The sequence below is a fragment of the Microbacterium sp. zg-B96 genome (assembly GCF_030246865.1).
Lineage (GTDB): Bacteria > Actinomycetota > Actinomycetes > Actinomycetales > Microbacteriaceae > Microbacterium.
On record NZ_CP126738.1, the window covers coordinates 983,436 to 1,010,293 of the forward strand.

Annotated in this window: 22 protein-coding genes; 6 read left to right on the forward strand and 16 right to left on the reverse strand. The window is 70.2% G+C overall.

Features of this window, described 5'->3' with window-relative positions; all coding sequences use genetic code 11:
- Nucleotides 1–4 precede the first annotated feature (4 nt).
- The 3 genes from gad to QNO11_RS04395 form a co-directional block, all read right to left on the reverse strand.
- Nucleotides 5–1,381, reverse strand: a complete 1,377-nt coding sequence (gene gad / locus QNO11_RS04385) for a glutamate decarboxylase (protein WP_257509508.1) — start codon at nt 1,379–1,381, stop codon at nt 5–7.
- 216 nt (nt 1,382–1,597) lie between these two features.
- Nucleotides 1,598–2,284 (reverse strand): YcnI family copper-binding membrane protein, encoded by a 687-nt coding sequence (locus tag QNO11_RS04390; protein WP_257509509.1) that lies wholly within the window; start codon nt 2,282–2,284, stop codon nt 1,598–1,600.
- A 75-nt stretch (nt 2,285–2,359) separates the two neighbouring features.
- Nucleotides 2,360–2,932, reverse strand: coding sequence for a hypothetical protein (locus tag QNO11_RS04395; protein ID WP_257509510.1), 573 nt, complete (start codon nt 2,930–2,932; stop codon nt 2,360–2,362).
- A gap of 76 nt (nt 2,933–3,008) precedes the next feature.
- Between QNO11_RS04395 and QNO11_RS04400 the strand changes: the two genes are divergently transcribed.
- Nucleotides 3,009–4,313, forward strand: a complete 1,305-nt coding sequence (locus QNO11_RS04400; protein ID WP_257509511.1) for a M50 family metallopeptidase — start codon at nt 3,009–3,011, stop codon at nt 4,311–4,313.
- Between the two features lie 31 nt (nt 4,314–4,344).
- On the opposite strand, the gene QNO11_RS04405 is transcribed toward QNO11_RS04400, so the two are convergent.
- On the reverse strand, nt 4,345–6,306 hold the full coding sequence (locus QNO11_RS04405) for an anthranilate synthase family protein (protein ID WP_257509512.1): 1,962 nt from the start codon (nt 6,304–6,306) through the stop codon (nt 4,345–4,347).
- A gap of 200 nt (nt 6,307–6,506) precedes the next feature.
- Here QNO11_RS04405 and ispG point away from each other — a divergent pair, with 200 nt between their 5' ends.
- Nucleotides 6,507–7,658, forward strand: a complete 1,152-nt coding sequence (ispG, locus tag QNO11_RS04410) for a flavodoxin-dependent (E)-4-hydroxy-3-methylbut-2-enyl-diphosphate synthase (protein ID WP_257509513.1) — start codon at nt 6,507–6,509, stop codon at nt 7,656–7,658.
- A 94-nt stretch (nt 7,659–7,752) separates the two neighbouring features.
- Here the strand turns inward: ispG and QNO11_RS04415 are convergent, their stop codons facing one another.
- From QNO11_RS04415 to QNO11_RS04465, 11 genes are read right to left on the reverse strand one after another with little or no spacing between them, the layout of a single operon-like run.
- Nucleotides 7,753–8,805 carry an acyltransferase family protein gene (locus QNO11_RS04415; protein ID WP_257509514.1) on the reverse strand — a complete coding sequence of 351 codons (1,053 nt, stop codon included), beginning with the start codon at nt 8,803–8,805 and terminating at the stop codon, nt 7,753–7,755.
- 49 nt (nt 8,806–8,854) lie between these two features.
- The gene (locus QNO11_RS04420; protein WP_285169753.1) at nt 8,855–9,415 is read right to left on the reverse strand and encodes an acyltransferase; all 561 of its coding nucleotides are present in this window, start codon (nt 9,413–9,415) and stop codon (nt 8,855–8,857) included.
- A complete protein-coding gene (locus QNO11_RS04425; RefSeq protein ID WP_257509515.1) occupies nt 9,412–10,311 on the reverse strand; it encodes a glycoside hydrolase family 16 protein in 900 nt (299 codons plus the stop codon). The genes QNO11_RS04420 and QNO11_RS04425 overlap by 4 nt, the downstream gene beginning before the upstream one ends.
- A complete protein-coding gene (locus QNO11_RS04430) occupies nt 10,308–11,549 on the reverse strand; it encodes a hypothetical protein (protein ID WP_257509516.1) in 1,242 nt (413 codons plus the stop codon). The genes QNO11_RS04425 and QNO11_RS04430 overlap by 4 nt, the downstream gene beginning before the upstream one ends.
- A gap of 8 nt (nt 11,550–11,557) precedes the next feature.
- Nucleotides 11,558–12,541: a polysaccharide pyruvyl transferase family protein gene (locus QNO11_RS04435; protein WP_257509517.1), complete on the reverse strand. Its 984-nt coding sequence runs from the start codon at nt 12,539–12,541 to the stop codon at nt 11,558–11,560.
- Nucleotides 12,538–14,124, reverse strand: a complete 1,587-nt coding sequence (locus QNO11_RS04440) for an oligosaccharide flippase family protein (RefSeq protein ID WP_257509518.1) — start codon at nt 14,122–14,124, stop codon at nt 12,538–12,540. Before QNO11_RS04440 ends, QNO11_RS04435 begins: the two co-directional genes overlap by 4 nt.
- A 3-nt stretch (nt 14,125–14,127) precedes the next feature.
- Entirely contained in the window at nt 14,128–15,900 is a 1,773-nt protein-coding gene (locus tag QNO11_RS04445; RefSeq protein ID WP_257509519.1) for a hypothetical protein, read from the reverse strand.
- Nucleotides 15,897–17,501: a glycosyltransferase family 2 protein gene (locus QNO11_RS04450; protein ID WP_257509520.1), complete on the reverse strand. Its 1,605-nt coding sequence runs from the start codon at nt 17,499–17,501 to the stop codon at nt 15,897–15,899. The genes QNO11_RS04445 and QNO11_RS04450 overlap by 4 nt, the downstream gene beginning before the upstream one ends.
- Nucleotides 17,498–18,823, reverse strand: a complete 1,326-nt coding sequence (locus tag QNO11_RS04455; RefSeq protein ID WP_257509521.1) for a polysaccharide biosynthesis protein — start codon at nt 18,821–18,823, stop codon at nt 17,498–17,500. The genes QNO11_RS04450 and QNO11_RS04455 overlap by 4 nt, the downstream gene beginning before the upstream one ends.
- Nucleotides 18,820–19,764, reverse strand: a complete 945-nt coding sequence (locus QNO11_RS04460; RefSeq protein WP_257509522.1) for a glycosyltransferase family 2 protein — start codon at nt 19,762–19,764, stop codon at nt 18,820–18,822. Before QNO11_RS04460 ends, QNO11_RS04455 begins: the two co-directional genes overlap by 4 nt.
- Nucleotides 19,764–20,582, reverse strand: coding sequence for a glycosyltransferase family 2 protein (locus tag QNO11_RS04465; RefSeq protein WP_257509523.1), 819 nt, complete (start codon nt 20,580–20,582; stop codon nt 19,764–19,766). The genes QNO11_RS04460 and QNO11_RS04465 overlap by 1 nt, the downstream gene beginning before the upstream one ends.
- A 440-nt stretch (nt 20,583–21,022) precedes the next feature.
- Here QNO11_RS04465 and QNO11_RS04470 point away from each other — a divergent pair, with 440 nt between their 5' ends.
- Together QNO11_RS04470 and QNO11_RS04475 are read left to right on the forward strand one after the other, a co-directional pair.
- A complete protein-coding gene (locus tag QNO11_RS04470) occupies nt 21,023–21,193 on the forward strand; it encodes a hypothetical protein (protein ID WP_285169758.1) in 171 nt (56 codons plus the stop codon).
- A 58-nt stretch (nt 21,194–21,251) separates the two neighbouring features.
- Nucleotides 21,252–23,006, forward strand: coding sequence for a proline--tRNA ligase (locus QNO11_RS04475; protein WP_257509524.1), 1,755 nt, complete (start codon nt 21,252–21,254; stop codon nt 23,004–23,006).
- Between the two features lie 6 nt (nt 23,007–23,012).
- Here QNO11_RS04475 and QNO11_RS04480 read toward each other — a convergent pair whose 3' ends face one another.
- Entirely contained in the window at nt 23,013–23,834 is an 822-nt protein-coding gene (locus QNO11_RS04480) for a DUF1206 domain-containing protein (protein ID WP_257509525.1), read from the reverse strand.
- A gap of 58 nt (nt 23,835–23,892) precedes the next feature.
- Between QNO11_RS04480 and QNO11_RS04485 the strand changes: the two genes are divergently transcribed.
- Both QNO11_RS04485 and nusA read left to right on the forward strand, forming a co-directional pair.
- On the forward strand, nt 23,893–25,749 hold the full coding sequence (locus QNO11_RS04485; protein WP_257509526.1) for a lipase family protein: 1,857 nt from the start codon (nt 23,893–23,895) through the stop codon (nt 25,747–25,749).
- Between the two features lie 101 nt (nt 25,750–25,850).
- Nucleotides 25,851–26,840 carry a transcription termination factor NusA gene (nusA, locus tag QNO11_RS04490; RefSeq protein WP_257509527.1) on the forward strand — a complete coding sequence of 330 codons (990 nt, stop codon included), beginning with the start codon at nt 25,851–25,853 and terminating at the stop codon, nt 26,838–26,840.
- Nucleotides 26,841–26,858 lie beyond the last annotated feature (18 nt).

Here is a 26,858-nt window from a genome sequence, read left to right on the forward strand (position 1 = left end):
CCCCCTAGTGGTGGAACCCGGCGTGCTGGCCCTCGACCGGCATGGCCGATTCGAGCGCGTCGAGGTAGGCCGTCTCGGTCTCGATGTCGGCCAGGAGTTCAGCGGCGAGGTCCATGCTGAGGCCGTTGCGCACCACGATGCGCTGCACGGTGAGGTTCGCGAGGTCATCGGGCATGGGATACGCCGGGACGAGCCAGCCCTTCATGCGCAGCCGGTCCTGCAGGTGGTAGAGGTTCCAGTTCTTGGTGTGCCCCTCCTTCAGGTACCACGCGAAGACCGGGATGTCGCTGCCGTCGTTCCACAGCTCGAACGCGTCGAGCTTCCCGATGCCGGCCGACAGATACTTCGCGACATCCTGCGACGCCTGCTGCACAGCGCGGTATCCCTCGAACCCGAGCCTGAGGAACATGTAGTACTGCAGCAGCACCTGCGCGCCGGGGCGTGAGAAGTTCAGCGCGAACGTCGGCATCTCCCCGCCCAGGTAGCTCACCTTGAACACGAGGTCCTCGGGCAGCCACTGCGTGTTGCGCCAGACGACCCAGCCCAGGCCCGGGTAGACCAGGCCGTACTTGTGCCCCGAGGTGCTGATGGAGTGCACCCGTTCGAGCCGGAAATCCCACACCAGATCGGGTTGCAGGAACGGTGCGATCATGGCACCGGAGGCGCCGTCGACGTGGATCGGGATGTCCAGTCCCGTCTTGGCCTGGATCTCATCCAGTGCCTTCGCGATCTTCGCGACGGGTTCGTACATGCCGGTGTAGGTGACGCCCAGGATCGCGACGACCCCGATCGTGTTCTCGTCGACGTACTTCTCGAGGTCGTACCCGTCGAGCGTCTTGTGCTCGAGGCTGATGGGCACGAAGCGAGGCTCGACGTCGAAGTAGTTGCAGAACTTCTCCCAGCACACCTGGACCGCTGAGGACATCACGAGGTTCGGCTTGGACGTGTCCTTGCCCGCGACGCGACGGGACTGCTGCCAGCGCCGCTTGAAGGCGAGGCCGCCGAGCATGCAGGCCTCCGAGGACCCGATCGTCGACGTGCCGATGCTCTGCGAGGCCTCCGGCGCGTTCCACAGATTCGCCAGCATGTGCCAGCAGTTGTCCTCGATCGCAGCGGTCTGGGGGTATTCGTCCTTGTCGATCATGTTCTTGTCGAAGGAGGCCTCATAGACCTGCTTGGCGTCCTCGTCCATCCACGTCCCCACGAAGGTCGCCAGGTTCAACCGCGAGTTGCCATCGAGCATCGTCTCGTCGTCGACGATCTGCTTGGCGGTGTCCGGCAGGGACTCCTGCTGGGGGATGACATGTCGTGCGGCGACGGTCGCCTCGCCTCGCCGTGCGAATCGTGGCGTCAGTTCGTCGTCGGCGTTCGCTGCGTTCATCAGCTTCTCCCGGTCCTCGTTGAAATCTGGCGCCCGCCTTGCGCGAGGCGCCGATGCTCTGGCGCGACGCGCGAGGCGCGCCGGCATGCATCTGGGGGGAAGCTACGTCGGTACGCGAGGCACTCACAAGGGGTCTTGACGGAGACTGTCGCAGGTGCAACCGTCGCCGGGCACCACGGCGCGGGGGCGCCGCCGTCGTGACGGCGCCCCGTCGGCTCAGCTGCGGCGCGTGCGGCGCAGGGCGACGAGACCTGCTGCCAGACCCGCGGCACCGAGGGCGAGACCACCGGCACCGAGCACGATCGGGAGCACCGTGCTGTCGGTGCTCCCGGTGGCGTCCTGCGCTGCACCATCGGCATCGTCGTGGTGATCGCCGCCGTGTGCGTCATCCGCCGGTTCGCCCACGGTCACCAGCGGCGCGGGGGAGTCGAGGTCGTGCGGGTCCTCACCCTCGTCGGCGATCTGGGACCAGTCGGTCGAGGCGTCGACGCATTCCTGCAGCACCGGGAAGGCGACCTGCTCGCCGGCGAGGTCGTCGGCGAAGGTGACCTGCATCGAGACGGTCGTCAGCAGCCCAGACTCAATCGGCTCGTCGGCGGAGAACACCACCTGCGTCGGCACGCCCGCGTCGGCGCCGACCCGCTCGATCGTCCAGCCTGCCTGAGCGTGCGGCGCGATGCCGGCGATGCCCTCGGGGATGTCGATCGTGAAGCCCGTGGTCGGCGACGCGTCGCAGCCGTGGCTGGAGGAGAAGGTCAGCACGGTCGTGCCGCCTGCGGCGGCATCGGACGGGTCGACATGGACGTGTGCCGATGCCATCGCCGGGACGGCGACGAGGGCGATGCCGGCGACGACGCCGGCGGTCAGACGCGCGCGGCGGCGCGCGGAAACAGTTGTGGTCATGGAAGCTCTCTCGATCGGGGGACGGCTCGTGCCGTCGGAGAAGGGCGCGGACGCGCCGGGTGACGAAGTGTCGTGTCAGCCGGCGAGCACCGGCGGACCCCGGCGGGAGAGAGCGCAGTCGAGGAGGAGCGAGCGGCGCACCGGTGCCACACGCACGGTGAGCGACGGCCGGCGCACGAGCGGAGCGGGCGGCGCCGCGGCGGTGCGCGCGGCGAGGTGGCGGATGCCGCGCCCCAGCCGCTGCAGCAGCTGCTCGCCATGGCGGACGGCCAGGATCGTCACGAGCGCGGCGATGACGTGGCCGACGATCATCACCGGATCGATGTCCGTCGAGGCTGTGACGGTGCCCGCCGGCCGCTGAGGTGACAGGTGGGCGTGGCCCGCCGAGAGGGGGAGAGCGTCGCCGGCGAAGGCGAACGCGCCGTGGAACAGCGCCTGGGCGCCGGTCACCACGAGCGCGGTGCGCCACCACGCGGGCCTGCGCCCGGTCAGCCACACCGCCAGGGGGGCGGCCAGCGCGGCGACCGAGACCACCAGGAGCGGATGAGGGGCGCCGCCACCGGAGAGCGTGTGAGCGGTCGCTGCCACGAGCGTCGCGATCACCGCCGCCGCGGTGCCCCGCAGCGCGCGCACCTGCCGTGTGGCCACCGCGCACCTCCCCGATCTCAGCCTAGAGTGCCACGCCTCGGCGAATTCAAAGCCGATGACGGTAGCCTGACCCGCTGTGACCGTCATCGCCTTCATCGTCGGGGTGGTCGTCCTCGTCGTAGGACTGGCCGTCTCGATCGCACTGCACGAACTGGGGCACCTCCTGCCCGCGAAGAAGTTCGGCGTGCACGTCGGCCAGTACATGATCGGGTTCGGCCCGACGCTGTGGTCGCGCCGGCGCGGCGAGACGGAGTACGGCTTCAAGGCGATCCCGCTCGGGGGCTACATCTCGATGTCGGGCATGTACCCGCCCTCACCCACGCGCGGTGACCGCAGCGGTCGTGCCGGCGGCGGCTTCTTCGCCACGATGGTGCAGGACGCGCGCACCGCCAACGCCGAGACGATGGCTGACGTCGACGAGAACCGGCTGTTCTACAACCTGCCGGTGTTCAAGCGCATCATCATCATGCTCGGCGGTCCGGTGATGAACCTGCTGCTGGCGATCGTGCTGTTCACGATCATGCTCAGCGGCATCGGCGTGCAGACGGCGACGACGACGGTCGCGAGCGTCAGCGAGTGCATCGTCTCCGGCACCGCCGCGCAGACCGACTGCACCGAGGCTGACCCGGCCTCTCCCGCCGCCGCCGGCGGCATCCGGCCCGGTGACGTACTGATCTCCGTCGACGGCACCGAGGTGGCCACCTTCGCCGAGGCATCCGAGATCATCCAGGACTCTCCCGGGCAGCAGCTGCCCATCGTGGTCGAGCGCGACGGCGTGCAGCAGACCCTGCAGGTGACGCCCGTGCTCGCCGAACGCGAGATCGTGGATGCCGAGGGCGAGGTCACCACCGCCGAGGTCGGCATGGTCGGCATGACCGCGCAGTCCGAATACGTGCCGCAACCGCTGTGGGCGGGCCCCGAGATGACCCTCGAGAGCCTCGAGCGGGTCGTGGGCGTCGTGGTGCAGCTGCCGGTGCGGGTCTATGACACCGCGGTGAGCCTCTTCACCGGGACCGAACGCGATCCCAACGGACCGCTGTCGGTCGTCGGTGCCGGCCGGATCGCGGGTGAAGTGGCATCCGTCGACGCCCCCGTCCTCAACCGCGTCGCGGGGCTGGTGGGGCTGCTTGCCTCGCTGAACCTCGCGCTGTTCGTCTTCAACCTGATCCCGCTGCTGCCGCTGGACGGCGGACACGTGGCGGTGGCGCTGTGGGACGGGATCAAACGGGCATGGGCGAAGATCTTCCGCCGACCGCCGCCACGCCCGGTGGACACCGCGCGGCTGGTGCCGGCGACCTTCGTGGTCGTGGTGCTGCTGATCGGCATGGGCGGCATCCTGATCCTCGCGGACCTGTTCAACCCCATTTCCGTCTTCGGCTGACAGCCGGGCGCCGGACGCGCCGCGCCCCGCGTCAGGACAGCGCGTGGGCGACCAGTCGCTCCAGGGTGCGCATGCCGTCGCGCGACAGGATCGACTCCAGGTGACCCTGCACCGAGGCGAACCCGGGGCCGCGGAGGGCGTACACATCGCCCGATTCCGGATCCGCGGCGACCTGCGCCTCGCCCACGCGGTCGGTGCCCGGTGCGACGCGTGCGGTGAAGGTGTTGTAGAAGCCGATCGAGGCGCGCTCGCCGAAGACGTCCACCGTCCGCTGCAGCCCCTGATGCGGGGACGCCAGTGGCGCCAGGTCGATGCCGAGCGCATCGGCGAGGATCTGGTGGCTGAGACACACCGCCAGCAGGGGTCGTCCGTCGGCCAGCCGGTGCTGCACGACGTCACGCATTCGCCGCAGGCGGGCACTGTCGGGGTCGCGGGGGTCGCCCGGTCCGGGGCCCGCCACGACCAGGTCGACGCCGTCCAGCTGCGCGTCCGACACCTCGGACCACGGCGCGATGGTGACGTCCAGGCCGAGGTGGCGCAGCTGGTGCGCGAGCATCGTGGTGAAGCGGTCCTCCGCGTCGACCACGAGCGCCGAGCGCCCGGCGAACGGGCCGGCGACGGCTTCGGTCGGCTGCGGGTTCAGCCAGAACTCCGCCAGTCGCCCGTTGCGCGAGGCCAGCAGCGCGGCGATCTGCGGATCGTCGGCGAGACTGCGAGACACCGATGCCGGGGCGTCGGTGTCCTGCTCCCCGCCGACGGCCACGCCCACGTGCGCGTCCGCGGCGTCCGCCGCTTCCGCGGCGAGGTCACGGGGGATCGCCCCGATCGCGCCGAGCACGCCCGCAGCCTTGCCGTGGGTCTCGCCCACCTCGCCGGCGGGGTCGGAGTGGCGCACGAGGGTCGCGCCCACCGGGACGCGCAGCCGGCCGTCCACGAGATACGCGGTGCGGATGAGGATCGGTGCGTCCAGGTCGTGGGTCGTGCCGGCACCGGCATCCGCGTCCTTCGCGGCATCCGTGTCGCCGTTCGGGGTGAACAGCGCCGCCACGCCGGAGTAGTAGCCGCGGGGGGTCGTCTCGTGCCGGGCGATGACGGTGCACGCGTTCTGCATGGGGGAGCCGGTGACGGTGGGGGCGAACATCGTCTCGCGCAGGATGTCGCGCGGATCCAGCCGACTGCGACCGCGCAGCACGTACTCGGTGTGGGTCAGCCGCGACATCTCCTTCAGATGCGGGCCGGTGATGCGCCCGCCGTCGGAGCAGACGGCGCTCATCATCTTGAGCTCCTCGTCGACGACCATGAACAGTTCCTCGGTCTCCTTCGTCGACTCGAGGAACGCGCTGAGGGTCTCGGCGGTGGCACCGCCCGCGGGGTGGCGGAAGGTGCCGGAGATCGGGTTCATCGTGACGACCCCGCCCTGCGCGCTGACGTGGGCCTCGGGGCTCGCGCCGACGGCGATGTGACCGGGGGTGACGATCGCGAACGTCCAGTAGGCGCCCCGTTCGTGCTCCAACAGGGCGCGAAACCAGGTCAGCGCCGCGACGCGGGGATCCGCGTCGACACCGGCGGTGAAGTCCCGCCGGATCACGAAGTTGGCGCCCTCGCCGCGGCCGATCTCCTCGGCGATGACGCGGCGCACGATGGCGGCGTAGTCGTCGTCGGCGATGTCGAACCCGGCATCCGTCAGTGCGATCGGGTCGACGGGCAGCTCGGCGAGGACCTGTGCACGCGGCAGGGCGGTGTGGGAATCCACCACCAGGCAGCGCAGCGGCGCGCCGTCGTCGTGGCAGGCGAAACCGCGTTCCCGCACCTGGCGGTACGGCACCAGCGCGAGCACTTCGCGCGGTGTGCCGTCCGCGTCGGTCAGCGGGATGTCGGCGAGCAGGTCGACGTCGACGACGTCGCCGGTGAGCAGCTCGACGGTGTCGGCATCGCGCGCGATGAGGGCGAACGCCGGCAGGTCGGCCAGCGTGGCGGGAAGTGACGCGGTCATGGTCGGTCTTTCGTCAAGGGAGCGGCCAACCCAACAAAAAAGACCGCCCCGGGGGCGGTCTGTCGTCACACGAACACACCGCCTATGCGGTGAGCCACCAGGTGAGGTTCGCGGACATGGGCCGAAACTACCACACCGCACCGCCGCGCGCGGAGTCCGTGCACAGCCCGCCCGCAGGCCCCCCGGCGTAGGCTGGGGGTGTGCCAGCAGTCAATATCGGGATGCCGCGTGTGCCGGAGGTTCTCGCCCCTCGTCGCAAGACCCGTCAGATCAAGGTCGGCAAGGTCCTCGTCGGTGGTGGCGCTCCTGTCAGCGTCCAGTCGATGACGACCACCAAGACCACCGACATCAATGCCACCCTTCAGCAGATCGCCGAGCTGACGGCATCCGGTTGCGAGATCGTGCGCGTGGCGGTGCCGTCGCAGGACGACGCCGATGTGCTGCACATCATCGCCAAGAAGAGCCAGATCCCCGTCATCGCCGACATCCACTTCCAGCCGAAGTACGTCTTCCAGGCCATCGACGCCGGCTGCGCTGCGGTGCGTGTCAACCCGGGCAACATCCGCCAGTTCGACGACAAGGTCGGCGAGATCGCGAAGGCGGCCAAGGATGCCGGGGTGTCGCTGCGCATCGGCGTGAACGCGGGGTCGCTGGATCGCAGGCTCCTGGAGAAGTACGGCAAGGCGACCCCGGAGGCACTCATGGAGAGCGCCGTCTGGGAGGCCTCGCTGTTCGAGGAGCACGATTTCCACGACTTCAAGATCTCGGTCAAGCACAACGACCCGATCGTGATGGTCAAGGCGTACCGGCTGTTGTCCGAGCGGGGCGATTGGCCGCTGCACCTCGGGGTCACCGAGGCAGGGCCCTCGTTCCAGGGGACCATCAAGAGCGCCACCGCGTTCGGCATCCTGCTGTCTGAGGGCATCGGCGACACCATCCGCGTCTCGCTGTCGGCGCCGCCGGCCGAAGAGGTCAAGGTCGGCCACCAGATCCTGCAGTCGCTGAACCTGCGGGAACGCAAGCTCGAGATCGTCTCCTGCCCGTCGTGCGGGCGCGCGCAGGTCGACGTCTACACCCTCGCCGACGACGTGACCGAGGGGCTCAAGGACATGACCGTGCCGCTGCGGGTGGCCGTGATGGGCTGTGTCGTCAACGGCCCGGGCGAGGCCCGCGAGGCCGACCTCGGCGTGGCATCCGGAAACGGCAAGGGGCAGATCTTCGTCAAGGGCGAGGTCGTCAAGACCGTGCCCGAGGCCGACATCGTCAAGACGCTGATCGAAGAGGCCAACCGCATCGCCGCCGAGATGGGCCCCAGCGCACCGCTGGGCACCGCGCAGGTCATCACCGCCTGACCCGCCTCCCCGACACAGGCGATCTCACCGGTACAGGACGTTTACCGGCGAATCGTCCTGTTCTCGGGAGTCTTCCTGTTTCCGGGAGTCGGCCTCAGCCGCGAGCAGCCGCGGCCCGGTCGCGCGACAGCCACGCGGGGGCGACGTACAGCAGCCGCAGCACCGGCACCCGCGCGGCGCCCGCAGCGATCAGCAGGCTCAGCGGGATCGCGATCGCCGTCATGAGGATCGGCATCACCGGCCGCAGCCCCGCGAGGGCGGGCGCGTCGGCGAACGGCATCAGGATGCTGGTCATGGTCGACAGCAGCAGGATGTGCGTGACATACACCTGCAGGGTGCGCTGCCCGAGGTGCTCCAGCGGCCGCGACAGCGGGGTGCGCCCCAGATTGCGCGCCAGGCACAGCCCGAAGCCGACGGCGATCAGCCCGACCGGGATCGCGGTGACGGCGTCCACGAGCCAACCCGTCGCGCCGCGCAGCACGATGAATGCCGCGGATGCCACCAGCAGCGCCGCCGTGGCCAGCCACCGGCGGCGGTGCACGAAGCGCACGATGTCCTCGCGGAAGTACAGACCGATGAGGAAGAACACGAAGTACCGCACGATGCCGTCGTAGGCGACGTTGTCGAAGGTCCCGCCGCCGTACATGACGGCGGATGCCACGGCGGTGATCCCCACGGCGACCCACCGGTTCACCCTGCCGTGGAGCGCCTTCGCGGCGATGAGGAACAGCGCGAGTGCGAAGAGGAACCACAGCCCATTTGAGGGGCGGACGACGGACAGGACGAAGTCCCCCCAGCTGGACTGGTTGAGATCGATCGGCTCCGGGATCACCTGGTAGTAGGCGAAGCGCAGCACCGTCCACACCAGGAACACCCACACCAGCACCGCCAGCCGCGTGCGCCACAGCGTCGGCCACGAACGCTCGACCGCTCCGACGGCGAGCATGCCCGCAACGAGGAAGAACAGCGGCATGCGCATGAGGGCGAAGACGAGATTGAGCGAATCCCACCAGGGCGACGCGAGCCCGGTGGGGACGGTGAACATGCCGGCGTGGAAGAGCACGACGAGCACGATCGCGATGCCGCGGGCGCCGTCGATCCAAGTCAGGCGGCCATAGCCGGGTGCGGCGGGAGGAGGGGTCTGCATGAGGTTCCTTGTGGGCGAGTCGGAAGAGACGGATCGGGCCGCGAGCGCTTCAGTCGGGAAGCGCGGCCGGCTCCTCCGCCAGCGTGCGGATCAGCCGGGCGGGCACGCCGCCGTACACCGCGCCGCCGGGCAGGTCGCGGGTGACCACGGCGCCCGCGGCGACCACGACGTCATCGCCGATCGTCACACCGGGGAGCACCGTGACGTTCGCGCCCAGCCAGCAGCGGTCGCCGATGGTGACACCGGCGCTGTCGCGGTCCTTGGACACGCCCGCCGGCCCCACGTCGTGGAAGCTCGTGACGACGGTGACGAACATCGCCAGCTGGCAGTCCCGGCCGATCCGGATCGGGGCGACGGCCTCGAAGTAGCATCCGACGTTGACGAACGTGCCCTCGCCGATGCGGATGTCCCGGCTGCCGGTGAAGGTGCACTTCGGGGAGAGGTTCGCGGTGCGCACGTCGAAACCGCGCACCCGGAGGATGCCGTAGCGCACCGCCCGAGGGCAGAGCACGGATCCGGCGACGCTGTTGGTGACGAACGACCGCCACCCCCACGACGCGTCCTCGGCGAGGCTGCGCAGCAGCGCGCCGACACGGCCCGGCCCGCTCACGGCACGATGCTCTCGGTCTGGTCGGCGGGGGTGTACGCGAGCCAGTCGATGACCATCTCGTTGACCTCGGGGGTGGTGGCATCCGGGTCCCCGGGCCAGTTTCCGCCGACGGCGAGGCTGAAGAGGGCATGGGTCGGCTGGTCGAACACCCAGCGACCGGTCAGCGGCACGTCCCACTCCTCGACGTCCATTACGACCTGGTCGTCGATCGCGAGGATGATCCGGCCAGGCTGCTTCTCGACGGTGTAGATGTGGAAATCGTCGGCCAGCGGCGCAGGCATGTCCACGCCTTCGTTGATGGCCCAGTGCTCGGTCCACCCGATCGGCCCGTGCAGGTGATGCCGGCTGCGGGACGTGTCGTTGGGCGTCTCGATGATGTCGATCTCGCCCGCGTTCGGCCAACCGACCCGGTCGATGTCATCGCCGAGCAGCCAGAATGCCGGCAGCAGTCCCTGGCCCTCGGGCAGCTTCACCCGTGCCGAAAGCTGACCGAACTCGAACGACCACTTGTTGTGGGTCGTGATGCGGCCGGAGGTGGGGGTGCCCCCGTCTGCCGGCACGGTCGCGGTGATGACCAGGTTGCCCTCGCCGTCCAGCGCGACGGCGTCCTCGGTGTACTCCTGCAGCTCGTTGTTGCCCCAGCCGCCGCCACCGGTCTGGATGCTCCAGAACGCGGGATTGGGTTTGGCGCCGGCCGTGCCGTCGAAGTCGTCGAAGAGGGCCTGTTTGTCGTCGTAGCGGGGCATGAGGAAGGAGAAGCCGGTGAACCACCACACGCCACCGACCGCCAGCAGGATCACGAGGATGCCGGCGGGGATGCCGAGGGTGAGCCAGCGCCGCCGGCGCTTGCGGCGGGGCGGGGTGGCCTCGGTGGGGGGTGGGGCGGTGGTGGTCACGGCAGCAGTCCTTCCGGGTCGCGGCAGAGCAGTTCGCAGGCGGCGGCGATGGTGTCGCGGTCGTACAGCGAGCCGTCGAAGCTCACCGAGATGTTGAGGCGGCGTTTGAGTACCGCCGTGAGTGCGGTGATCCCGTTGCGGCCGGCCGGATCCACCGACACGCGCACGACGCCCTCGCCGGACCAGGGGAGTGGCTCGAGGGCGCGCAGGAACCCCATGTCGCTCACGATCGCCTTCGCGGCGGCGGGCACCTCCGCGGGCGCCGGTCGGCGCCAGCCACGGGTGAGCAGCCCCGTCGTGAGGGCGGCCAGCGGGCGTCCGACGTGCAGGTCGCGGCTGAACCGCGCGCCGGCGGCATCCAGCCCGTCGCCTGCGGCGATCGGGTGGCCCACCACGAAGTTCGCCAGCGTCGACCGACCCGACGGGAGGTAGCGCCGCAGGTCGACGAGGATGGAGCCTTCGTCCATCACCGGAACCCCGACCTGACGAAGCGCGGCGCTCAGCGCGAACATCATCGCCAGCGTCGGGGGGACCCGGCCGCGACTCCACGCCGCCACCGACCGGTAGGTGTCGGGGTCCATCCTGCCGGTGACGAGGTCGAGCGAGCCGCGCTCGGCCGAGACGGTGGGCCCCCCGGCGTGCGTGGTATTGCGCTCGCCCAGGCGGTCCCGCACGACGTCGACCGCCCGTCGGGGATGACGCAAGAACGTCGTGGCCAGCGCCGCCCGCAGCGGATCGGTGTCGCGGGTGGAGCCGAACACGGACGGGGCCGGCCTGCCGGTCAGCGTCCCGGCGGTCAGCATCACGCCGAGGAAGCCGTCGCCGAGCCGGTGATCGATGCACAGCGACGCACGATCCTCGCCCAGGAACACCGTGAAGGGCAGGTCGGGGTCGACGGCCTCGCGCAGCCGCGGCAGACCTTCGTCGCCGATGTACTGGACCGGGAGTGCGCGCACCATCCGCTCTGCCTGCTCGTCCAGCGTGTCGGGGTCGTATCGCCACCGCGCGCCGTCGAACGTGCGGCCCGCGCGGGCGGATGCGCCCATGCCGATGAGCTCGCGCACCGCGCCGACCACCGTGGCGCGGTCGGGCACGTTCAGGGGGGACAGCTCGACGCTGATGTACACCCCTGCCGACAGCAGATCGCGATCGAGCACCCGGCCCGATGCCGCCGCGACGCTCGCAGTGGTCGTTGCGTGCCCGCGCACGTCGGTACCGGTCCGCTCGCGGCCTGCCATGACCATCCTCAGACCATCTCCGCAGCGGTCGGCAGGTCGGCGGCGAAAGCGAGGGGCAGGTCGAGGTCCTCGAGCCAGGTGCCGGCGTAGCTGGTGAGCTTGCCGTTCGCGTTGTCGATCGCGATGACGCGACGGCCCATCTGCAGGCCGATCAGCATCGCGTGCAGGCGATCGGTGACGATCGTCTCGCCGGGGGAGAGCAGCGCCACCCCGGTGGCCAGCCGCTTCGCGGCATCCGCGAACCACCGCTCGGTGGACCGGTTCATCGTGCGGGTCACCGCCCCCTCGAAGAACGTCCGGCGCAGCCGCTGCGCGAGCCGGTCGGCGAAGGTCATGGCCGGCCAGTCAACGGCGGCCGCACCGGTCCCCGGTGGCAGCGCGCTCTCGTCGTCGCGCCGCAGCAGGTACACCGCCTCGCGTGTGGGCGCCGCCGATTCCAGGCGGCCCAGCATGTGCACGCTGTCCGGCGCGAGCGTGACGTCGGCGACGAGGTCGCGCACTTCGGCGAGCGACGCGGTGTCGCGCACCGCGAGACGCAGCTGAGGGCGAGAGGCCATGCGCCGGGCGAACTGGCCGCGGTCGGACTCGGAGGCGAAGTGCACCGACTGCGGCTCCTGGATCAGCAGTGTGTCGGGGCGCAGGCGCTCGGCGAGCCGGTAGCGGTGCTCGCTGTGCTGCGGGTAGAGCCCGCCGAAGTTGCCGCCGCCCTGGATCGCCACGGTCGTGGCCGAGTCGTACACGGCCGGGGCGATCGTGCCCCAGGAGTAGGTGGCCTCCACCTGGATGCCGGCACGGCGCCAGAACTCGGCCTGGCCGAGCGCGATGACCGAGTCGCCGATGTTCGCGTAATCGGGGAAGTCGGTGAGCACGAGCGACTCCACACCGCTGTGCAGCTGCGTCAGCGCATCGAACGAGCGACGCTGCAGCTCGTCGATGAAGTCCGACCCGGCGCGCGGCAGCGGCTCACGGGTGTTGTCGATAGGGATGGTCACGGGGATTCCTCCAAGGCGTGGCCGGCGCGGGACCGGGTGGGAAGGGCAGACCTCAGCTGGGCACGCGAGGTCTTGTCGAGGGCGAGGAAGTAATACACCGTCAGCGCCGCGGCGACCCACAGCAGGGTCACCAGCACGATGAGCGGCAGCGACAGGTCGAGCAGGCTCACGGCGATCAAGCCCGCGGCCAGCGGCGCGACCGTGCCGAACGGCAGCAGCAGGCAGCGGATCGCGAAGTCGCGCACCGACAGGTCCAGCCGGCGCAGCGCGACGGCGATGTAGATGGGCTCGAGCAGCACGATCGGCACCGCCAGGCCCAGCGCGATGCCGGCCAGACCCATCGAGCTGCCCAGCGCCACGGCCAGCAGCGTGCCGGAGACGGCCCAGATCGTGTGCAGGACCGCGAACCCCCGCAGCGACCCCTGGGCGGTGAGGATGGGGACGGCGAGCAGGTGGTTGTTGTTGGCGAACATCGACAGCACGAGGATCTGCGCCACGACGGCCGCGCCCGCAGCCGCTCCGGTACCGGCTTCTCCGACCCACAGCTGCATGATCTGGGGCATGAAGATCACCACCGGCACCAGTACGAGGGTCATCAGCATGTTCGCCAGGCTCGTGCCCCGCAGGTACATCTGACCGATCGGTGCCCCCGCGGCGCCGCCGTGGCGCATCGATGCCGTCGGCAGCACGGCGACGGCGAGCGACCCGGTCACTTCCTTCACCAGCAGGTAGATGCGCTGTCCGGCGGCGTACATCGCGGTGAACCCGATCGGCAGCAGCAGGGCGGTGAGGATGCCGCCGACCTGCATGATCACGACCCCGGCGATGCCGAGCACCATGAGCTGCGAGCTCACGTGGAACAGCTCCCGGAACACATCCCAGCGGAAGTCGGCGAACCGCGCGGTGATCTGCGGGGCGCGCAGCCGCCGCAGCACGTACGTGGCGATGCCGAAACCGAGGATGCCGACGACGTCCACCATCGCGACCGCGACGATTCCCAGATCCGCCCAGCAGACGAGCAGCGTGAACACGACGCGGAACGCCGCGAGGCCGATCAGCAGGTAGTTGACCTCACCGAGACGGCCGACGCCCGCCAGCACCTGACGGTTGGCGGAGAACACCAGCAGCAGGAAAACGTTCGCCACGCCCAGGATCGCCAGCGCCCACGCCGTCGAGGTGAGGTGCGCACCGAAGTCGGCGTTGGGCACGGTGAATGCGAACGCGATCGCCGTCGCCGAGGCCAGCAGGAGTGCCGCGGCGAGGTAGAACACGTTGCTCGCCGAGGCGACGCTGCGCATGCGGGCGATGTCGCCGGAGGGCCGTGCCACACCGATGAAGCGGGTGGTGGCATCCCCGATTCCCAAATCCTGCTGGAACAGCGCCCCGAGCGCGACGGTGAGCATGTACAGGCCGTACTGCTCGGCCCCGAAGGCGCTGAGCACGAACGGCAGCAGCACGACGTACGCGATCATCGAGGACAGCCGGGCCAGGTAGGTCGTGATCACCGCGCCGGTGATCCCGCCTTTGGCTGGGGCCGACGCGCGCCGCTGCTGCGGCGGCGCCGGAGAGGTCGCGGTCGCCATGGGTCAGCCCTGCCTCGACGTGCCGAGATCCAGCCGGTACACCAGGGTGTCCTCGGATTCGTGGTCCAGCACCCAGCGGGGGTCGTCCTCGAGAATGCTCTCGAACCGGTCCAGCGCACCGTCGGGGAGCGTGCCGTAGTAGGTGCTGTAGTCGCGCATCTGCTGCGTGATCACGACCAGGGCCGGTCGCTGCTCCCACACCAGGCTGTCGGTCAGGCGTGTGACCCGCCGGGGGTCGGCGAACTGCTCGGTCTCCCACCCGGGCCACGACGTCAGCCACATGTCGATACCGGAGTCGAACAGTTCGTCGGCCTGCACGAAGTCGACGTACTCCGCCACGAGGCGGCCCGGCGCGCCGGGTGCGACACCGATGGTCAGCGTCGAGGGGTCCTCTTCCTGCAGGACCCGGGTGGTCAGCTGCACCGACTCCGGGGTGACGAGGTTGGCGAACCAGCCGCCGTAGTACGCCTGCATCGAGGCGAGGGCGGTGAGGGACGCGATGGCGGTGACGCCGATCTGAGCGGCGCGGCGTGCCCGGAGCACCTCACCGCGCAGCAGCCGGGTCAGCCCCGGGGCGAGGATCAGCATGCAGCCGGGGATCGAATACAGGAACACCCGGAACAGCGCCTCGCCGCCGTATCCCTGAGCCACCAGGATGAGAGCAGGTGAGAACGCCACGACGGCGGGCACGAGCGTGTTGCGCCACTGGTCGCGGTGCCGCAGCAGCCGCACCAGCGTGACGATGCCGGCCGAGATCCACACCAGCAGCGTGACGCCACGCGCGGCCCAGGAGTTCACGACCTGCCCGACGCTGGGGTTACCCAGCGTCTCGTTGCGTGCCGACGGCGTCATGATGTTGCTCAGGAAGTCGAAATTCAGCAGCCGCCCGAACTGACTGAGCACGTTCATGTGCAGCAGCATGTAGCCGATGGCGATCGCGGCGAAGACGACGATGAGGTACTTCGGCCGAACTCGGCCCAGCACGGTCAGCAGGAACACCGCGGCGAGCAGCCAATAGGGGGTGAGCTGGTGGGTCACCACGATCGCGGTGAAGATCGGGACCGCCACCCACGCGGCAGCTCTTGTGCGCACCGATGCCAGCACGAGCGCGACGACCACGATGGCCAGCGCGAATCCGATCGCCTGCGGGGAGAGGTAGTCCTGGGCGACCCAGTTGACCGCGTGCGCGCAGAACGCCGCCACGAGCGCCGTCGCGGTGGACTGGCCGTAGGTGCGGGCCAGGAAGAACACCGCAGCGGCGACGGCCAGCTGCGAACCCACCGCGAACCACTGCGCGATGGCGAGCGTCTCGGTGCCGGTCACGGTGTTCAGCCAGGCGATGAACGAGAACGCCCCGGGCCAGTTGTGGTAGATGTCGATGTCCACATCGACCGCGCCGAAGCGCTGGATGTAGTCGATCGGACCGAAGTGCTTGTAGGTCCACGAGTACAGCGGAGCGTCGGTGGAGATGGCGGTGGGGAGCCTCATCATGAGGATCGTCGACACCAGCGCGATACCGGCGGTACGGGTCGCGCGCAGCGCGATGGCCAGGCAGAACGCGATCGTGGCGAGCACGACCGAAACCGGGAAGAGCGGGCTTGCCGCGGCGAGGAGCCCGAACAGGTTCCACGGCGCATCGCGCAGCGACGGCAGTGCCACCGCCCAGGCGACGGCGGCGAGCACGAGGATGATCGCCGGTGTCAGCCACCGGCGCGCGGGGAGGGCCTTGTCGGGTCGGGCGGGGGAGGCCTGAGTGCGTGCAGCGGTGATGGTCATGCCGTCCTCCTGATGGTGAAGGTCGCCACCGCGCCGAGGCAGGTGACGACGGCGAGGATGAGCAACCACAACAAGGGGTTCCACAGCTGCGCATACACGATGGCGGTGGTCAGCAGCAGCATCACCGAGATCCCGATGGCGGGGATGACGATGGGTGCGAAGTTCGGTGGCAGCACCACCCACGCCCGCACCAGCGCGCCGGGTCCGATGAGGATGAACAGCGCCACGAACGCCAGCGAGAGTCCGGCCGGCAGCGGCAGCATCGCGAGCAGACCGAAGACGCCTCCGACGGCAGCCAGCGTCGCCCAGCAGCGGCGTTCCATCGCCGGACCGCGCGATGGCGGACCGGCGAGGGTGCCTGCTTCCCGCTGTGCGCGCCGCTCGGCGAAGTAACTCGCCGGGCCGCCGAAGATGCTGCCCAGCTCGACCCGTCCCACTCGCTTGGACTCCTTCGACAGGGTCGAGGATGCCGGCGAGTCGTCCACCGTGGACATCGGCTTGTTCAGCAGTCGCGCGATGGCGCGCGGGGAGCGTGCCACCGCGGCGCCGAGCATGCGCGGATCCAGCGCGACGGTGGTCGCCCACGCGCCGAACCCCCGCCCGTAGCCCACGGCCTGTGCGGTGAGGGCTTCGAGGTCGGCCCGGTGGCGATGCCACACCAGGGCAGACGGTTCGACGACGATCGCCTGGCCGTCGTAGAGCACGCGCATGAACATGTCGAGGTCCTCCCCGCCCTTGGTGCGCGTGCCGGCACCCAGGGCAGTGTCGAAGCCGCCGAGGGCGACCATGTGGTCGCGGCGGATGGCGAAGTTCGCGCCGGTGCCGAATTCGCCGACGCAGAACGGGAACATCGGCAGGTCGGCGGGCGGGTCGCTCAGGCGGAAGACCCGCGAGGCGGTGAGCTTGGACCAGCTGACGCGGGCGTCGAAGTACGCCTGGACTTCGTTGCGCAGCTCGCCGGTGGGCACGACTCCGCTGACGCAGCCGACGTCGTCGGCTCGCGAGAAGCCGGACGCGATAGCCCACAGCCACTGCGGGTCGACGATCACGTCGTCGTCGGTGAACGCGACGATGCTCGCGGTGGCCGCGTGCAGCCCCGCGTTGCGGGCGTGGGAGAGCCCCGCGGCATCCTCCCGCACATAGCGGAACTCCGGGTACTCCGTCCGCAGCAGGTCGTGCGTGTCGGTGGTGGCGGGGGCGTTGTCGACCACGACGACCTCGAACGACGGATAGTCGATCGCGCGGATCGCGTCCAGCGCCTCCCGCAGCAGGTCGGCACGGTCCCGGGTGCACACCACGACGCTCACGGGAGTGGGCGCGGGGCGGGCGGCCGCCGGTACCGGCGGCAGTGCGGCCACGGCGTCGATGAGGGCCTCTGCATCCAGAGCGCCTGCGACGACGGGCAGGGTCACGTAACCGCGGACGGTACCGTGATCGCGCACCAGCAGGCGTGCCCGGTCGAACGCATCACCGGATGCCAGTGCGATCCGATCCGGCGTCGTGGCGATGTCGTCGGCCTCGATCAGGCCGACCCAGATCGCCTCGCGGCGATCGACGTCGCCGTGCAGCGGCATGGCCAGGGGGAGGGTAAGTGTCGTCATGCGGCAACACCTTTCGAGTCGAAGGCGCGTGCGGGAAGGTCACGCACGCGGCGGAGTCCGACGGCGCCCACGGCGGCGAGCGCGCAGACCCCGCAGACCATGGCGAGTGCGGCTCCGAGGGCCCCCAGGGTGGGGACGAGCAGCAGCACGACGCCGAACAGGATGGATACGTAGAGCAGGTTGCTCCACAGGACCGGACGCACCCGGTGCCGCGCGCGGGAGAGCGCGGACCAGATGTCGTAGCCGGGACGGATGAGGCTCGCCAGTGCCAGGGCGCCCACGACGGCCATGCCGTACAGGGGCGAGTAGTCCTGGCCGGCGATGAGGAACAGCACCGGGGTGGCGACCGTGGCGGCGACACCGAGCGCACCGACCACCAGGAACACCGTGCGCGTGTAGGCGCCGGCGAGCCCGGCACTCGGGTCGAAGTCGGCAGCGGCGCTCTTGGCCAGCGCGGTGGCGACGCTGACGCCCACCAGGTCCAGCGCGACGCTGAACTGGTAGGCGATGGCGAATACCGCGCCCTCCGCGGGGGAGGACAGCGCGGTCACGATGAACGACAGCGACAGGCCGGCGCACATCACCACGCCCACCGCGACGGCGTTCTGCACTGTGAACAGGCCGAACGCGCGGGCCGTCGGGGCGTCCCAGGTGCGGGTGCTGGGTCGCAGCGCCTGTTCCCGGCGCAGCGCCCGGGGCACCAACGCGAACGCGCCGACGGCGATGGCCATGGCGGCGGGGACGATCGTCGCGGTCACCAGCGGGTGCGGCATGCCGGGCACGGCAAGCGCCAGCAGCGCCAGCAGGGCGAGCTTGACCAGGTTCGCCGAACCGTTGACGAGCAGCGTGCCGCGGGCGTCGGCGGCGCCGGCCAGCGCCTGCGTCTGCACGTTGAACAGCGCCCACGCGACAGTGCACACCATCACACCGACGACGGTGACCACGCCCGGCAGCCCGGGGCGCAGCACGACGGCGACCAGCCCGCCCGCCGCCAGGCCCGCCGCCGCGCCGAGCGCCGCCGTCACCGCGTAGGCGCGACGCAGCACCGACCACGCGGCCGGGCCGCCCATCGGCAGCATGACCACCAGTGCGCTGCCGGGGCCATTGGATGCCAGTGCAGCGGCGGCCATGATGATCGACAGTGCCGAGGCCTCCAGGCCCAACTGCGTCTGCGGGATCCACACCGCGGCGAGCATCCAGAAGACGAACCCCGACAGTGAGGTGACGGCATACCCCGACGACAGCCACAGCGAGTCGCGCGTGATGCGTCGCCCCACCGCGGCGGTGTGGTCGGATACAGCGCTGCGGGGGGCCGCAGTCATACAGCCGCCTTCTGGGTCAGCGACCCGCGGGTGCCGCCGGTGCGCACCTGGGCGAACCGGCCGCGTACGTAGCCGGCGCCGGCCAGGCCCAGCGAGAGCACGATCGCCGTGACGGCGACGAGACCCTGCGGTCCGCGGCGCAGTTCCCGCCACACCGCGGCGGGGAGCACTCTGGTGGCGTAGGCGGACTCGGCCGACAGGGCGTCCTGGCGGCCGACGGTGCGGGCGATGCCCGCCTTGGAAAGCCCCTCACACCAGCTGCGGTGCGCGACGTAGGCCATGCGCACGCGATCGGCGCTGACGTGGTGACGCACGCGGGCCGACGGCTCATAGTGCACGACGTGGGCCGGGTCGACCTGGCGGAGCTTGATGCACACTTCGGTCTCCTCGCATCCGATCGGGAGCTTCCCGACGCGACCGGTGTCGGCGTTGAACCCGCCGATGGCCAGCAGCGGTTCCCGGCGGAAGGCCATCGAGCACCCCATCACGTTGCGCACCGGACCGGGTTCGGTGGGAAGGCCGCGGTAGCTGCATCCGACGATCCACAGCAGTTCGTCGGGCAGCACGGCAGGCGCTTCGCCCGGCCAGATAGGCACGGCGCTGCCGCCCACGGCGACCACCGACGTGTCGGTGAAGCCGCCGATCAGCGTGTCGAGCCAGCCGGGGTCGGCGACCGCGTCGTCGTCCAGGAAGGCGACGATGTCACCGACGGCGACGCGCAGCGCAGTGTTTCGGCCGGAGGACAGGCCACGCGGGCCCTCGTTGGCCATCACGCGAGCCTCGGGCCACCGGGCGCGGGCGCGCTCGAGCAACTCGTCGTTGTGGTCGACGACGAGGATCGTTTCGTCTGCGCTGCCCTGGGCGGACACCGACGCCATGGCCAGCGCGAGCTGATCCCAGCGGTCGAGTGTGTAGGCGCAGATTACGACACTGACCGTCATCACCGGCCGATCGACTCCACGCGCTCCTCGGCGCGCAGCGGCGCGGGTGCCGCTGCGGCGGCGATGAGGCCTGCGCCTCGCTTTGATCCCCACCGCTTGGCACGCTCGTCGAGCACGGTGCGCAGCACCCGCAGCCCGTCGGTGATGGCGTTGAGGTTGCTCTCGCCGTGGATGCGGGGCAGCTCGACGCTCGGCACCTCGACCACGCGAAGCCGGTTCTCCGCCATGCGGCAGGTCAGCAGCGTCTCGATTTCGAAGCCGTCGCCCCACACCATCTGCCCCTGGGCGCCGGGGATGTTCGCGGCGGGGAGCTGGAGGCCGGGGAGGATCCGGCGCCAGAAGGCGTTGTAGCCGTAGCAGAGGTCGGAGTGACGGGTGCCGAGCAGGATGTTCGTCAGCAGGTTCAGGCCGCGGTTGCCGAGGTTCCGGTGGAAGGTGATGTCCTCGCTCGCGCCACCGGCCATGTAGCGGCTGCCCTTGCTGACATCGGCGCCGCGCAGGAGCGCGTCGACGAAGCGGGGGATCTCGTCGGCGTCGGCCGAGCCGTCGGCGTCGAACATGACGATGATGTCGCCGGTGGCGTGCTCGAACCCGCACACCAGCGCGTTGCCCTTGCCCTTGCGGGTCTGGGTGATGACCTCGACGCCCGGGCGGACGCGGCGGGCGACATCGGCGGTGCCGTCGACGGAGTGGCCGTCGACGACGATGATCTCGTGGACGTCGGGAAGCAGCGGCAGCACGATCTCCAGGTTCCTCGCCTCGTTTCGGGCGGGAACGATGATCGATACGCGGGGCGCGGGGTGCTGGGGTGAAGTCACAGTGAGTCGCCTTTTCCTTTGGGGGAGCACAAACGGATGGGGGTTGTCGGTGATGGCACGGACACGGGGCTGGTTTGCGCGTGTTGCGCGTCTCGGCGCCGGCGGTGTCGTGTCTCTTATGGAGACCCCCGGCGGCGCTCTGATAGTCCGCTGTCGATGGTTCGAGCGTTCCGGCCGGGTGTTACATCCGTGTGAACGCTACCGATGAGTCGCGTAACGGAAGGGCCGAAACCTGTCCCCTCTTCGGTGGACAGAGCCGTTTTTTCGCGGTTTTTCGTCCCCCTTTCGGGGGACAGCGGCCCACTTCCGGCGCGTCACGTCCCCCATTCGGTGGACAATCAGGAAAACCGGTCCACAATGGAATCAAGCGGCTGTCTGGGAGGACAGGGACCCCCGGAGATCGACCGGGGAAGCCCCGTTGGCCGAGGGAGGCCTGGCACATGCGAAAGACACCGAAGGTGACGGCGTTGCCGACCGATATGTGCGCGTGCGGTCACCTCCGCGAAGCACACGAGCATTACCGTCGCGGCACCGAATGCGCCATCTGTGACGTGCAGTCGTGCTCGTCCTTCACCGTGGTCACCGTGCCGGAGTACTCGCGCACGCGCTGACCCGGTTCCCGCGCGTGACGGCCACGCCGGGGGCGTGGCATCCGTAGACTGACTCCTCGTGGTCACCCGTCTGTCGCACTTCTTCCTCCGTACCCTCCGTGAAGACCCCGCCGATGCGGAGGTCACGAGCCATCGGCTGCTCGTGCGCGCCGGCTACATCCGCCGCCAGGCGCCGGGCGTGTTCGCCTGGTTGCCGCTGGGGTTGCGGGTCAAGGGCAAGATCGAGCAGATCGTGCGCGAAGAGATGGCCGCAGCCGGCGCTTACGAGGTGCACTTCCCGGCGCTGCTGCCGCGTGAGCCCTACGAGGTCACCGGCCGGTGGGAGGAGTACGGCGATGCGCTGTTCCGCCTGCAGGACCGCAAGGGTGCCGACTACCTGCTGGCCCCCACCCACGAAGAGGTCTTCACGCTGCTGGTGAAGGACCTGTACTCGTCGTACAAGGACCTGCCGCTGACGATCTATCAGATCCAGGACAAGTACCGCGACGAGGCGCGCCCCCGTGCCGGGCTCCTGCGCGGACGCGAATTCACGATGAAGGACGCCTACTCCTTCGACTACACCGACGCGGGACTGGATGCCTCTTACGAGGCGCAGCGCGACGCGTACGAGCGCATCTTCCAGCGGCTGGGGCTGGAGTACGTCATCGTGCAGGCGGATGCCGGCGCGATGGGCGGCTCCCGCTCCGAGGAGTTCCTGCACCCCACCCCGGTGGGGGAGGACACGTTCGTGCGCTCCGCGGGTGGCTACGCCGCGAACGTCGAGGCCTTCACGACGGTCGTCCCGGAGTCCATCCCGTTCGACGGTCTGCCGCAGCCGGTGATCTTCGACTCGCCGGACACTCCCACGATCGACACGCTCGTGGCGCACTGCAACGCACAGCTGCCCGGCGACTACACCGCAGCGGACACGCTGAAGAATGTGGTGCTGGCGCTGCGCCACCTTGACGGCACGCGGGAACTGGTCGTCATCGGCCTCCCAGGCGACCGCGATATCGACGACAAGCGGGTCGAGGTCGCCTTCGCCCCCGCCGAGGTGGAGCAGGCGACCGAGGCGGACTTCGCCGGCCAGCCGCTGCTGGTGAAGGGCTACATCGGACCGTGGTCCGAGAAGGGCCCGATCCTCGGCGAGGAGTCGGCCACCGGCATCCGCTATCTGCTGGATCCCCGTGTGGTGGACGGCACGTCGTGGATCACCGGCGCGAACATCGACCAGAAACACGTGCACTCGCTTGTGGCGGGACGCGACTTCACCGCCGATGGGTTCATCGAGATCGCCACCGTGCGCGCGGGCGACCCCGCCCCCGACGGCTCCGGCCCGGTGGAGCTCGCGCGCGGCATGGAGATCGGTCACGTCTTCCAGCTCGGCCGTAAGTACGCCGACGCCCTGGGGCTGAAGGTGCTCGACGAGAACGGCAAGCTCGTCACCGTCACGATGGGCTCCTACGGCATCGGCATCACGCGCATCCTCGCGATCATCGCCGAGCTCAACAACGACGACAAGGGCCTGATCTGGCCGGCGTCGGTCGCGCCCTTCGACGTGCACGTGGTGGCCACCGGTCGGGATGCTCTCGCGTTCGAGCTGGCCGAGAAGCTCTCCGCCGACCTGGATGCCGCGGGGCTGGACGTGCTCTTCGACGACCGGCCGAAGGTGTCGCCGGGAGTGAAGTTCGGCGACGCCGAGCTGGTCGGCGTGCCGCAGATCGTCATCGTGGGCCGCGGCGCCGCCGACGGTCAGGTGGAGCTGTGGGACCGACGCACCGGCGAGCGCGATGTGGTCGCCGCGACGGAGGTCGTCGCCCGACTCACTCGCTGAGCCGGATCACAGGGCCGCGTAGCGCGCGCGGAATCCGCAGAACACGCCGTACGCGATGAACCCGATGCCCACCGCGCCCACCGCGGCGGTGCCCAGCGGCATGCCCAGCAGTGCCTGCAGGGCGCCGTCGAGACCGCCGGCCGCCGAGGCGTCCGCCGTGGTGGCGGCTACGAGCAGCAGGATGCCGATGATCACCAGGGCGATGCCCTTGGCGATGAACCCGGCCACCCCCAGCGTCGTCACGGCGTTGCCGAGGCGGGTGTCGGGGATGTCCATCTTGTTGTGGAAGCTGTGCCGCACCCCCATCACCACGAAGACGATGCCGCCGATGCCGACCCCGAGTCCCACGAGCCCCAGCACGTAGGGTCCGCCGGGGATCGTCAGCACGCCGCGGCTGGCGTCCTCGGCGGCGGCCTCGGCATCGGGCTTGGCGCCCAGCGCGACGGCTGCCGCGATGATCCCCAGCGCAAGGAACACCACCGCCTGCCCCCACTCGGACACGCGCACCCCCCACTTCTTGGCGAGTCCCTTCGCATCACCCCGCGGGTCGCGCACGATCACGCCTTCGGCCAGATGCCAGGTGGCCAGCGCCCACAGTGCGACCGCCAGCACCCACAGGGCGGCAAAGCCCAGCGGTGCGCCTCCGATGGCCTTGAAGGCGCCGGTCTGGTCGCCGTCGCCGTCGCCGCCGAACGCGATGATCAGCGCGATGACGCCGATGAGCGCATGCACGATGCCGTTGGCGGCGTACCCGGCTCGCGCGCCGATCCGTGTCGCGGGGTGGTGCGCGATCTCGCGGGCGGCGCGCTTGGGTGCAGCTTCGGTCACCGCCACAGCCTAGGGCTCACGCAGGGTTTGCCGAGGCGGCCGCCGGTACGATTCCGGGGTGAACAGCCAAGGGCGCGGATTCAAGGCCCGGTGGGCCTCGCTGCCGCGACTCATCGGGCGGGCGCCCGCCCCGGTGCTGCTGGTCGTGGGTCTCATCGTCGTGGCGCTGGGCCTGCTCATCGTGTTCCGCCCTCTCACGTCGCTGCTGCTGCTGGCGGTGTACATCGGGGCCAGCGCGATCGTCGCCGGCGCAGTGGAGCTGCTCTCGCCGCATCGCTCCAGCTGGTGGAACCGGGCGTTCGGCGTGGTGTGGATCGTCGGCGGGCTCGCGGTGGCCATCTGGTTCGGTCCCCGGCTCGATCTGCTCCCTGCAGCCCTCGCGGTGCTGCTGATGGTCGCCGGTGTCGCCTCGGTCGGCGACGCGCTGCGAAAGGGCACGGTCAGCCAGCGCGTGCTGGACTTGACCTGGGGCGGGGCGCAGATCGTCTTCGGCGTGCTGGCGCTGACCTGGCCGGACGTCAGCGTGCTCGTCGTGGCGGTGCTCTTCGGTGCGCGCACGGTCGTCTTCGGGGCGCAGCTGATCGCGCGCGGCGTGCGCGCGATCGTGGCGGACGGGCGTGCGGATGCCGCGCCGGAACGGCCTGCGCCCAGCCGCCGCCGACGCGCCTGGGCGGCCGCGGGCCGCTACGCCGTCGCGCTGCTGCTGGTGGCGACGGCCGCCGGCGGGTCCTGGCTCAACTCCTGGCTGGCCGACGGCGCGCCCGTCATCGACGCGTTCTACGAGCCGCCCGCTGAGCTGCCCGACGGCCACGGCCGGCTGATCCGCTCCGACGACTACATGGGCGCCGCCCCCGCCGGGGCCAGCGTGCGGCGCATGCTGTACACGACCCGCTCCGCCCTCGGCGACCCCGCGGTGGGCAGTGCCCTGGTGATCATTCCGAATGAGCCGTCCGACGAGCCCCGACCCGTCGTCATCTGGAACCACGGCACCACCGGCGTCGCCCGTGGGTGCGCACCGAGCCTGGCCGGAGGGACGGCGACCCGGTGGGCGATCCCCGATGTCGACCGTGCCGTCGCCAACGGCTGGGTCGTGGTCGCCCCCGATTACAGCGGGCAGGGGGCGCCGGGGGACTTCCCGTATCTGATCGGTCGGGGCGAGGCCCGCTCCGCGCTGGACGCGGTGCTGGCCGCGGGTGAGTTCGATGATCTGGTGTTGTCTCCGCGCACCCTCGTGTGGGGGCATTCGCAGGGTGGTCACGCGGCGCTGTGGACCACCCAGATCGCGCCGGAGTACACCCCGGGAATAGACGTGCGGGGGACGGCGTTGCTCGCCCCGGCGGCCGACCCGCTTGCGCTGGCCGAGGAGCTCGCCCGGCCCGGGGCGGGGGCGCTGCTGACGGTGATGGTCTCGTGGGTGCTGGTGCCGTACGCGGAGACGTACGCCGATGTGAAGCTGGAGGATTACGTCGCCTCCGGTGCCCGCCAGGTGGTCCGTGAAATGGCGCAGCGGTGTCTGAGCGAACCGGGTGTCGTCGTATCAGCGCTGACCGCGCTGGGCCTGTCCGAGGACGACCCGATCGACGTGGCGGACCTCACGACCGGGGCGCTGGGCAAGCGGCTCGCCGAGAACGTCCCGGAGGGACCATGGGGGACGCCGATCTTCGTGGGCTGGGGCTCTGACGACGAGGTGCTGCCCACGGTGCTGCAGCGCCAGCTGGTGACCCGGCTGTGCGGCAGCGGGGAGCGTGTGTTCCGCTGGGTGGTGCCCGGCGGGCATCACCAGGACATCCTGCAGCCGCGGTCACACGCTCTGCCGTTGATGCTGCAGTGGAGCGAGACCGTGATGGATGCCGAGATCGACACCGAGGCGCAGGCTCTGCGCGCCGACCGTGTGCTCGACTCCTGCCCGAGGTGAACGCGGGCCGCTCCCAGGGTCTGGACACACGGCATCCGGTAAGGTATTGGGGATGCGGCTGCGCTTCTGCGCGCCGCGACAAGCTGAATAGGGAGGACACCGTGGACATCGATCTCGGACTGTTGAAGACGATCGAGCGCGAGAAGGAGATCCCGTTCGATGAGCTCGTGCGCATCATCGAGCAGGCGATCCTCACCGCCTACGGAAAGCACACCTCCGCGACCGACGAGGTGCCGGCAGGCACGCGGGTCGAGCTGGACCGCAAGACCGGTCATGTCGCCATCTACGTGCCGCTGATCGACGACGAGGGTGCCGTGGTCGGCGAGGAGGAGACGACGCCCGAGGACTTCGGCCGCATCGGCGCCTTCGCTGCCAAGCAGGTCATCAGCCAGCGCCTGCGCGACATCGCCGACGAAGCCGTGCTGGGGGAGTTCCGCGGCAAGGAGGGCGACATCGTCGCCGGCATCGTCCAGCAGGGCCCCAATCCCCGCATGGTGCACGTCGACCTCGGCACCGTCGAGGCGATCCTGCCCCCGGAGGAGCAGGTGGCGGGGGAGACCTACCCGCACGGCTCTCGCCTGCGCGTCTACGTCACGAGCGTGTCGAAGGGTCTGAAGGGCCCCCAGATCACCGTTTCGCGCACCCACCCCGGACTGGTGCGCAAGCTCTTCGCCCTCGAGGTGCCCGAGATCGCATCCGGTCTCGTGGAGATCGTCTCGCTCGCGCGCGAAGCCGGCCACCGCACCAAGGTCGCCGTCTCCACCACCGACCCGTCGATCAACGCCAAGGGCGCCTGCATCGGCGAACTCGGCCGTCGCGTGCGCGCGGTGACCGAGGAGCTCGGCGGAGAGAAGATCGACATCGTCGACTACCACCCGGAGCTGGCCGCGTTCGTCGCGAACGCCCTCTCGCCGGCGAAGGTCACGTCGAGCTTCATCCTCGACGCGTCCACGAAGGCCGTGCGCGCCCTCGTCCCCGACTACCAGCTGTCGCTGGCGATCGGCAAGGAGGGTCAGAACGCCCGTCTGGCCGCCAAGCTCACCGGCGCGAAGATCGACATCCAGCCCGACAGCATCCTCGAGGAGAGCTGATCCCTCCGGTTCACCGGA

Coding starts and splice junctions, on each gene's coding strand:
- gad (WP_257509508.1), bottom strand. CDS start 1,381: ATGAACGCAGCGAACGCCGACGACGAACTGACGCCACGATTCGCACGG.
- QNO11_RS04390 (WP_257509509.1), bottom strand. CDS start 2,284: ATGACCACAACTGTTTCCGCGCGCCGCCGCGCGCGTCTGACCGCCGGC.
- QNO11_RS04405 (WP_257509512.1), bottom strand. CDS start 6,306: ATGACCGCGTCACTTCCCGCCACGCTGGCCGACCTGCCGGCGTTCGCC.
- QNO11_RS04415 (WP_257509514.1), bottom strand. CDS start 8,805: ATGCAGACCCCTCCTCCCGCCGCACCCGGCTATGGCCGCCTGACTTGG.
- QNO11_RS04430 (WP_257509516.1), bottom strand. CDS start 11,549: ATGGCAGGCCGCGAGCGGACCGGTACCGACGTGCGCGGGCACGCAACG.
- QNO11_RS04440 (WP_257509518.1), bottom strand. CDS start 14,124: ATGGCGACCGCGACCTCTCCGGCGCCGCCGCAGCAGCGGCGCGCGTCG.
- QNO11_RS04445 (WP_257509519.1), bottom strand. CDS start 15,900: ATGACCATCACCGCTGCACGCACTCAGGCCTCCCCCGCCCGACCCGAC.
- QNO11_RS04450 (WP_257509520.1), bottom strand. CDS start 17,501: ATGACGACACTTACCCTCCCCCTGGCCATGCCGCTGCACGGCGACGTC.
- QNO11_RS04455 (WP_257509521.1), bottom strand. CDS start 18,823: ATGACTGCGGCCCCCCGCAGCGCTGTATCCGACCACACCGCCGCGGTG.
- QNO11_RS04460 (WP_257509522.1), bottom strand. CDS start 19,764: ATGACGGTCAGTGTCGTAATCTGCGCCTACACACTCGACCGCTGGGAT.
- QNO11_RS04470 (WP_285169758.1), top strand. CDS start 21,023: ATGCGAAAGACACCGAAGGTGACGGCGTTGCCGACCGATATGTGCGCG.